The following is a 7,744-nucleotide window of genomic DNA, read 5'->3' as shown; positions in this document are numbered from 1 at the left end:
ACGGTCCAATTCTTCAGCAGATAATTCTACGGGCTTAATGTTGTCAGACATGATGTTTTTTCCTTAATTTATGATGTGTGTTATATCAAGCAGAGAAAGTGATTTACTGGTTAGTTGCTCACCGCTTCCCTCGCTTCATGTCTCAAGAATACGAGTTCAACCAGGGTAAGCGCATCTGAAAAACGTCTAGGATTTCATCTAAGCGAAGTAAGTAGATGTGGTCTGACTTTCGCTATATAGTGTTGAGCAATACGTAAGACTTTCGTCAGATGCTAACCCAGCTAGTTACTACAAAAGTCATGGATTTGCTTGCAGATGTGGAATTTCACTGCAATATCGTAGTATGACTAAACGTGGAAGCATGAATGAAAAACTAGGGACAATCCCAAACAATGAGAGAATCCTACATCCATCACTCAATCAACTAGATTAATAACTTATTGTGTTAAATCTCTAGCAATGTTGTAAATAAAACAGAAACAACAATGTTTAATAGATTCAAGTTAGCAACCAAATTTACTTTACTTTTATTGCTGGTGTTCGTTGGCGCGATCGCAGTTAGTGGTTTTGCTTTATCTCATGCACTTGAGCAAAAAGCAGAAACCGAAATCGCCGATCGCAGCCAAATTATTGCAGAAACGATGAACTCAGTCAGGAACTATACCAACACGCATATCAATCCTCTTCTGACACCAATGGTAGACACTCAAGCCGCGTTTATTCCTGAAAGGATTCCCAGTTTTGCGGTCAGAGAAGTGTTTGATAACCTTCGTCAAAATAAAGAATATAAAGACTTTTTATACAAAGATGCTAACCTAAATCCAACTAATTTACGAGATCAGGCAGATGTATTTGAAACGCAACTTATTGAACGGTTTCGCCAGAATCCAGGCTTGAAAAATATATCCGGTTTTCGTGATTCTTATGACGAGAAAATGTTTTATAACGCTCGTCCATTTTCTATTAACAATCCGACTTGTCTACAGTGTCATAGCACTCCTGAAGTTGCTCCTAAAAGTCAGATCGCTAGCTATGGTTCAGAAAATGGCTTTGGCTGGAAACTTAATGAAATTATTGGCACACAAGTTATTTATCTTCCTGCCAAGCAAGTATTTGATGATGCTCATCGGGCATTTGTTTTATTCATTAGCTTATTTATTATTATCTTTGCCATAGTGATTTTGCTCATTAATTATTTGTTGAAGCGAAATGTCCTACAACCTCTTAAACCAATGGCCCAACTTGCTCAGAAAATTAGTACAAATGAAATTAGTGTGGAAGAAGCAAAACAATTTGATCGAGAAAAACTAACATCGATTGTGCAGCGCCATGATGAATTAGGACAATTAGGACGAGTTTTTCAACGTATGGTGCATGAAATTTCTGCCCGCGAACAACAATTCAAACAACAGTTGCATACATTGCGGATTGAAGTTGATGAAGCTAAACGTGCGCGTGAAGTTGCAGAAATTGCTGAATCCAAAACGTTCCAAAAATTGCAGGAGGAAGCAAAAGCCATTAGAAACAAACGGAATGCTCCCAATTAATCATTACAAATTAAAAATTACTATTGAGGATTTATTATGTCTGAAATTATTTCAATTCACTCATTCCGTGGCGGAACTGGTAAGTCAAATGTTACAAGTAATCTCGCTGCCATCATCGCTCGCTCTGGCAAGCGAGTTGGGATAGTTGATACAGATATCCAATCTCCAGGAATTCACGTTCTATTTGGTTTGGAACAAGAGCGAATCCGCTACACTTTGAACGATTATTTATGGGGTCGCTGTCAGATTGAAGAAGCAGTTTATGATGTTAGTGCGATTCTCAAACAAAAACAAACATTTTTTGGTCGCCAGGGAAGTATTCATCTAATTCCTTCTAGCATTAAGATGAGTGATATTTCTCGAATCTTGCGCGAAGGCTATGACGCACGCCTGCTTAATGATGGTTTACATAATCTAGTTCGTCGTTTAAAACTAGACTATTTGTTAATTGATACTCATCCTGGCATTAATGAAGAAACATTGTTATCGATTATTCTTTCTGATGTCCTGCTGATAATTCTCCGTCCAGATAAACAAGATTATCAAGGTACAGCAGTGGCGATAGATGTTGCTCGGAAGTTAGAAGTGCCTAAAATGCTAATAGCGATCAACAAAGCTCTACCATCTTTAGATTTCAAAGAGTTAGGGAGACGAGTAGAGAATACCTACAAAACCCCTGTGGCTGGAATATTGCCCGTTTGCGAGGAGATGTTTGATTTAGGCAGTAGTGGAATCTTCTGTTTGCGGTATCCAGATCATTCATGGACTCAAAAAATTAATGCGATCGCTAAACAAATCACTGGTTCTGGAGTAAAATTGTTTGCCAGGTAAGCATTGCGGCTCAAAGATGAAGAGTGGTGAGTTAAAAGACCGCCCACACTATGCGCGGGTATCAACCAACTCCATACAAAAAGATTCCGCCCCACTTGCGGGCGGGGCTTTTACCATAGTGCTAAGTACTGAGTAATCTTATTGCTACTCATTACTTAGCACTTAGCACTGAATGTTGTAAACTGGATTTATGCGCTGTGATGCGATCGCTAAACCAACCCCCAAGTCGTTAAAGGTTCTTGTTGTAGTATTATCAGCTTGCCGAAACTAATCAAACACGTGAGGCAGAAATTCTGGGCTGATCCCCTTACCTGTGTCACTCACCCGGATTTGTTTTTAAGAAGGATTTAGGTGGATCTAAAAGTATTTGATACATCAGTAAGGACTTTTCAAACATCCTTTAAAGAATGTGAAATGTATTAATTAACATAGTTGATTTACCCTAGCTGCAAGTTCTGCGGGGTTTATCTGCTCGTAGTGTTCAAAAGGTTGATGAATCCAAGGGTTGTCAGGTAGATAATCAACATAATAATCGGGTGCTATAACTGAACAGGCTTTATACCAAAGTACGGCAGTGCGAATTTCCTCAATGGGAAACTCAATATTTTGCTTAAGCCAAGGTATAGTCTGTTTTAGTGTGATGCCAGAGTCTACCAAATCATCTACTAGGAGAATGCGCGAACCTAACTTTTCGGCAGTCATTGTCAAGTGGCGGGAGAAAATTAAATTACTTCTTTCAGTGCCACTGTAAGATGAGGTTGCTAAAATCGCCAGTGGTTGCTGATATATCCGAGAAAGAATATCTCCAATTCTTAGTCCTCCTCTGGCAAGACAGATAATCTGGTTAAATTCCCAACCGGATTGATAAATCTGAATAGCCAGTTGTTCAATTTTTTGGTGATAATCTGACCAAGAAACGTAAAGGTCTGGCATAAGTCTAACGGGAGTAGTAGATAGCACATGATTAAAGGCGATGTCCACAACGGGCTATGCCGACGCAGATTTTTTATTTTAGTATGAGTACAAAGTTTTATGAATGATTCTACTGCTAATGGCGATGCCCAACGAGATATTCTTAGTGAAAAACTCGATTTAAAAACAAAGCTGGCTTACGGTGCAGGAGATTTAGGCCCAGCAATTACTGCAAATATCTCCGTCTTTTTTCTGCTAGTTTTCTTTACCAATGTTGCTGGTATTCCTGCGGGTTTAGCAGGCAGTATTTTGATGATTGGTAAAATCTGGGATGGCATAAACGATCCCCTTGTGGGGTTTCTGACTGATAAAACGAAATCTCGGCGTTGGGGTCGTCGTCTTCCTTGGATGTTTTATGGAGCAATCCCCTTTGGAATTTTATTTTTCTTGCAGTGGATTGTACCGCAATTTAGTGCAAATAGGAGTGAAAATATTTGGCCGTTGTTCTGGTATTACGTAGCGATTGGAGTATTATCTCAGGCGTTTTACACAGTTGTGAATTTGCCATATACGGCGATGACTCCAGAACTAACTCAAGATTATGACGAACGCACCAGCCTTAACAGCTACCGTTTTACATTTTCTATTGGTGGCAGCATTCTGTCGTTGATTTTAACGCAAATTGTTTTTTCGCAAATTAGCGATCGCCAACAACAATATCTGGTTTTAGCAGCAGTTTGTACGGTAATTTCAATTTTAGGATTATATTGGTGTGTTTTTGGAGTCCGCGATCGCATCTTGGCTTTTGAGGCCAAACGCATCCAAACCGAGGAACCCGAATCTCTCCCTTTCCTTGAACAGCTAAAAATTGTCTTTAGTAACCGACCTTTTTTATTTGTTATTGGTATATATCTTTTTTCTTGGCTAGGCGTGCAGATTACAGCTAGCATTATTCCTTATTTTGTAGTCGATTGCATGGGTCTTAAAGACTCAGATGTACCCACAGTAATGATTGCAGTTCAAGGAACAGCTTTAGTAATGCTATTTGTCTGGGGTGAGTTGAGTAAGAAAATCGGGAAAAAAATTGTTTATTTTCTCGGAATGAGTTTATGGATAATAGCCGCCGCCGGATTATTTTTCTTACAACCTGGTCAAGTAGTTTTGATGTATGTGATGGCTGTGATGGCTGGTATTGGTGTCTCCACAGCTTATCTAATTCCCTGGTCGATGATTCCAGATGTAATTGAATTAGATGAACTCCAAACCGGACAACGCAGAGAAGGCATATTTTATGGCTTCATGGTTTTACTACAAAAATTTGGTTTAGCTTTCGGGCTGTTTTTAGTAGGAAATGCTTTACAAGCAGCCAATTTCAAAGAATCTGTAGCCGGAAGTCCACTACCCACCCAACCAGAATCAGCGTTGTTTGCCATTCGGATTGCCGTTGGCCCCATACCTACAGTTTGTTTACTTTGTGGCTTGGTTTTAACGTATTTTTACCCAATTACCCGCGAGATGCACGCAGAGATTATGCTGAAACTCAAAGAACGGCAAGAGAAAAAGACAAATTCGTAATTCGTAATTCGTAGTTAAAAATTCAATTACGAATTACGAATTACGAATTATTTTAAGCGGTTTCTGTGAACATACCAGTTCGTGCAAATTCTTCTTCTTCGGGGGTGAAGATAGGAGCTTTATCTGCAAGTTCAGGCTCAAAGTAGTATGTCTCTTGCAGAAACTCGCCACGGATGATAGCTTCTTCTAAATCTCTAATGTGGTTCTGTGCAACTATACATGCTTCCTTGAGGTTATTTGTATCACCCTTTTGCAACAGTTTTGGCAATTCCGTTTTCACCCCTGCTAGTCTTGCCAATGGTTTGAGCATTCCATAAATGTTGTAAATACGAGCAGTTTCGATGCTGGTATATTTGAGAGCATTGGCTCTTGCTAGCTCTGAGTCAAGGCTAGGCCAAAAGCGGGTAGTGTAAAACGCCTTTTCATCCTTGTGATACCACTCTTCCGATCGCGCAATGGAAGAAGAAACGGTATTATGTAACTTCCAGAAGAATAAACGCAGAGAGGAACCATCCACAACGGTGGATAATTTTGCCTCCAATGACACCTCAAAGTCGCTAAGATTAGGATCGCGTCCAAGTACAAGATATTCCACCGGATACATATCTATCTCTTTATTCTGCACAACGTACATATTCAGGTGGTGACGGCAATAAGGACAGGGGTACATGGTGGCAAACAGTTGGAAAAAGTCTTTGAAGATTGCAATCAAGGCTTTTTGCTGTTCGGATGTTTTGGTAGCCACGATTTCAGCCGTGGTATGGAAGAAGCGCCACACTGCTGGGCCGATGTAATAGGGGAAGCTGACGCGCATTTGGGAATCCTTCACCTCAGTCCGATTCAGATAGACATCAATGAATGATACATATTGCGAGAGTGCGCCTGATTCCCGCCCAAATTCTAAACGTTCGCGCCGTTTCTGCACTCCATTTAGGTAGTAGTGCGTTAACCGCCATGCTTGTTTGAGTACCAGTTTCTCTTTTGGAGTGCAATGGAGAAAGTTTTCGGCAACATCCGCTCCGTAGCGGTTAAATTCTCCTGATTTTTTGGTGCAGTCATACCACTCATTCAAAGCTGCCTCATCAGGTATGGTGTTGCTTTGGATATCTGCTGCCGTAGAGACACTAAAGGCTGCTAACAATTTCGGCATAAAATCTTCATACCAATAGGCAACAGGCATCATTGCACCATCCACTTCCTCTGTCGCTTGCGAAAGGATGACGCGGTTCCACTTCTTTAAATAGTCCTTGGGATTTCCCTGAGACTCAGGTGGTGGTGGAGCCATCTCTTCATTCATTTCTATTGCTCTGAGCCGATTAAGCTCGTTAATCGCCAGTACACCTTCTACGATGTCACCTAAGCTGAGACTTTTCTTTTTGATGGTAATTGCAAACTCGACTCCGGCAGCAAACTTTTCTTTGACATTGGCAAATTTACTCCGCGCCTCTAAAATTGCTTTCTCTTCTGCCAACATTTCGGGAGTCTTTGCCACTGTTTTCCAGTTTTTGATCCGATCCTGCAATCGGGCATATTCATCGGCAATCGATTCAACTACTGCATCCAGTACGGGGTAGCAAGCCTCTTCTACTACACCTAATCCTTTGTAAAGCGCGATCGCTTGCTTGACAAATTCCACAAAGTCAGTAATTCTGTACGGCAGGTTTTTGACGCGCAAGTGCGTCTCATGGTTAGCAGAGAAACTTTCACGAAAACAACGATAGGCTGCTCCTTGAATTAGCCTAAACAAACCAATCTGCATTTGTAAGCGGGAGGTTCCACTTTTTTTCTGATTTGGTGAGTTTGGGTGTTGCGCCAACTGTTCTTTTAGTTGTGCCAACTCTGGAGTTGTGCTGCTGCTTGCTTCTTGAAGATTAGGCTCTGTGGTGGCAACAACTCCTGTAGTGTTAGTAGAAACTGTTTTAAGAGAACTGTTAAGAGAAATTGGTGAGTCTTTATAACCTGTTTTGCTCTCTGATTCCGGTACTAGCTGACAGAATTCATGAAAATCAATTGAGCCATCGCCATCATGATCTACTTCCTGTAACATCTCCTTTAACTCTGCGTCTGTCAGCCCAAACTGACTCATCACTTTCCGTAACTCGACAGTAGTAATTTGGCCGCTATTGTCTTCATCAAAGGCGCTGAATGCTAACTTGAGGCGGCTTTCGCGATCGCCTACCTTAGCTACCATCAGCGTTTTAAATTCTTCAAAGTCGATAGTGCCTGACAAATCAACATCAATCTCTTTGATTAAGTCACGCAACCCCGCTTCTGTAGGATTTTGCCCTAGCGATCGCATTACCTCCCCCAATTCGTCGGTTGAGATCGATCCATTACCGTCTACGTCTAATACCTTGAAAGCTTGCCACAGCTTTCCTATTTCTTGCTCATCAATCACGGTTTTGTTCCAATTCCATAGGTGTCACTAATAAATTTCTTACCATGTTTTCTTACAGCTACTTCAATGCTGCTTAGTTATATTAGGTAAATAGCAAGTATCAAGAACAACCTGGAAAAGGAAGGCAGGGGGCAGGGAGCAGGGGGCAGGGGGCAGGGAGCAGGGGGCAGGGAGCAGGGAGCAGGGAGCAGGGAGCAGAGGGCAGGGGGCAGGGGGCAGGGGGCAGGGGGCAGGGGGCAGGGAGCAGGGAGCAGAGGGCAGGGGGCAGGGGGCAGGGGGCAGGGGGCAGGGGGCAGGGGGCAAGAGATAGAGTAATATAAGCAGGACTTACGCAAGAACCCTCTAAAACTCTTATTCCTTTGTGTCCTTTGCGTCCTTTGCGGTTCGTTTTATCATGATTTTGCGTAATACCAATTCGCTATGAAGATGCACTTAATTTTAAACGAACCGCCAAGTACGCCAAGTACGCCAAGAGAGAAGG

5 protein-coding genes and 1 pseudogene are annotated in these 7,744 nt (G+C 41.8%); 3 read left to right on the top strand and 3 right to left on the bottom strand.

Features of this window, described 5'->3' with window-relative positions:
* Nucleotides 1–485 precede the first annotated feature (485 nt).
* Together RMZ41_RS28595 and RMZ41_RS28590 are read left to right on the top strand one after the other, a co-directional pair.
* The gene (locus RMZ41_RS28595; RefSeq protein ID WP_322640052.1) at nucleotides 486–1,547 is read left to right on the top strand and encodes a DUF3365 domain-containing protein; all 1,062 of its coding nucleotides are present in this window, start codon (nucleotides 486–488) and stop codon (nucleotides 1,545–1,547) included.
* A gap of 36 nt (nucleotides 1,548–1,583) precedes the next feature.
* Nucleotides 1,584–2,378, top strand: coding sequence for a MinD/ParA family protein (locus RMZ41_RS28590; RefSeq protein WP_322640053.1), 795 nt, complete (start codon nucleotides 1,584–1,586; stop codon nucleotides 2,376–2,378).
* 204 nt (nucleotides 2,379–2,582) lie between these two features.
* Here RMZ41_RS28590 and RMZ41_RS28585 read toward each other — a convergent pair.
* Together RMZ41_RS28585 and RMZ41_RS28580 are read right to left on the bottom strand one after the other, a co-directional pair.
* A pseudogene (locus RMZ41_RS28585) lies at nucleotides 2,583–2,711 on the bottom strand (ATP-binding protein); the annotation flags it as partial.
* A 90-nt stretch (nucleotides 2,712–2,801) separates the two neighbouring features.
* The gene (locus RMZ41_RS28580) at nucleotides 2,802–3,311 is read right to left on the bottom strand and encodes a phosphoribosyltransferase (RefSeq protein ID WP_322641747.1); all 510 of its coding nucleotides are present in this window, start codon (nucleotides 3,309–3,311) and stop codon (nucleotides 2,802–2,804) included.
* A 99-nt stretch (nucleotides 3,312–3,410) separates the two neighbouring features.
* Here RMZ41_RS28580 and RMZ41_RS28575 point away from each other — a divergent pair, with 99 nt between their 5' ends.
* Nucleotides 3,411–4,865, top strand: a complete 1,455-nt coding sequence (locus RMZ41_RS28575) for an MFS transporter (RefSeq protein WP_322641692.1) — start codon at nucleotides 3,411–3,413, stop codon at nucleotides 4,863–4,865.
* 52 nt (nucleotides 4,866–4,917) lie between these two features.
* On the opposite strand, the gene RMZ41_RS28570 is transcribed toward RMZ41_RS28575, so the two are convergent.
* Nucleotides 4,918–7,263 carry an EF-hand domain-containing protein gene (locus tag RMZ41_RS28570; protein ID WP_322641691.1) on the bottom strand — a complete coding sequence of 782 codons (2,346 nt, stop codon included), beginning with the start codon at nucleotides 7,261–7,263 and terminating at the stop codon, nucleotides 4,918–4,920.
* Nucleotides 7,264–7,744 lie beyond the last annotated feature (481 nt).

The organism is Nostoc sp. DedVER02, assembly GCF_034530675.2.
In the GTDB taxonomy this organism is placed as follows: Bacteria; Cyanobacteriota; Cyanobacteriia; order Cyanobacteriales; family Nostocaceae; genus Nostoc.
Note: the sequence above shows the minus strand (reverse complement) of the source record. Positions and strands in the feature narration are given on the sequence as shown.